This is a genomic window from Aneurinibacillus danicus (genome assembly GCF_007991215.1).
GTDB lineage: Bacteria > Bacillota > Bacilli > Aneurinibacillales > Aneurinibacillaceae > Aneurinibacillus > Aneurinibacillus danicus.
Genome location: NZ_BJXX01000262.1, coordinates 1 through 1,482, shown reverse-complemented (window position 1 = coordinate 1,482; position 1,482 = coordinate 1). Strand labels below are relative to the sequence as shown.

Genomic DNA, 1,482 nt, shown 5'->3' with positions numbered 1-1,482 from the left:
AGCGACGGGGGGACGCAGGAGGGTAGGGTGAGCAGACGATTGGATGTGTCTGTCCAAGCAGTGAGGCGTGTGTGCAGGCAAATCCGCACACTATAACGCCAGGCTGTGATGGCGAGTGAAACGTGAAGTAGCGAAGTCCCTGATCTCACACTGCCAAGAAAAGCCTCTAGCGAGGAGTGAGGTACCCGTACCGCAAACCGACACAGGTAGGCGAGGAGAGAATCCTAAGGCGCGCGAGAAAACTCTTGCTAAGGAACTCGGCAAAATGACCCCGTAACTTCGGGAGAAGGGGTGCCCCGGTAGCGTGTCAAAGCGCGAGGGGGCCGCAGTGAAAAGGCCCAAGCGACTGTTTAGCAAAAACACAGGTCTCTGCGAAGCCGCAAGGCGAAGTATAGGGGCTGACGCCTGCCCGGTGCTGGAAGGTTAAGGGGAAAGGTGAGCACCTTCGGTGCGAAGCTTTGAACCGAAGCCCCAGTAAACGGCGGCCGTAACTATAACGGTCCTAAGGTAGCGAAATTCCTTGTCGGGTAAGTTCCGACCCGCACGAAAGGCGTAACGACTTGGGCACTGTCTCGGCAAGAGACTCGGTGAAATCATACTACCTGTGAAGATGCAGGTTACCCGCGACAAGACGGAAAGACCCCATGGAGCTTTACTGCAGCCTGATATTGAATGCTGGTATTGTTTGTACAGGATAGGTGGGAGCCGTTGAAGCCGGGCCGTCAGGTTCGGTGGAGGCGTCCTTGGGATACCACCCTGACAATGCTGGCCTTCTCACTTGCATCCCTTACCGGGATGAAGGACCGTGTCAGGCGGGCAGTTTGACTGGGGCGGTCGCCTCCTAAAAGGTAACGGAGGCGCCCAAAGGTTCCCTCAGAATGGTTGGAAATCATTCGCAGAGTGTAAAGGCAGAAGGGAGCTTGACTGCGAGACCTACAAGTCGAGCAGGGACGAAAGTCGGGCTTAGTGATCCGGTGGTTCCGCATGGAAGGGCCATCGCTCAACGGATAAAAGCTACCCTGGGGATAACAGGCTTATCTCCCCCAAGAGTCCACATCGACGGGGAGGTTTGGCACCTCGATGTCGGCTCATCGCATCCTGGAGCTGAAGTAGGTTCCAAGGGTTGGGCTGTTCGCCCATTAAAGCGGTACGCGAGCTGGGTTCAGAACGTCGTGAGACAGTTCGGTCCCTATCTGTCGTGGGCGCAGGAAATTTGAGAGGAGCTGTCCTTAGTACGAGAGGACCGGGATGGACGCACCGCTGGTGCACCAGTTGTTCCGCCAGGAGCACGGCTGGGTAGCTATGTGCGGCCGGGATAAGCGCTGAAAGCATCTAAGCGTGAAGCCCCCCTCAAGATGAGATTTCCCACAGCGTAAGCTGGTAAGACCCCTTATAGATGATGAGGTAGATAGGTTCGAGGTGGAAGCGTGGCAACACGTGGAGCTGACGAATACTAATCGGTCGAGGGCTTAACCCATCAAG

1 rRNA gene is annotated in these 1,482 nt (G+C 56.2%); it reads left to right on the top strand.

From position 1 onward, the window contains the following. Positions 1–1,478: ribosomal RNA gene (locus ADA01nite_RS21610) — 23S ribosomal RNA — on the top strand; the annotation flags it as partial. Between the last annotated feature and the right edge of the window lie 4 nt (positions 1,479–1,482).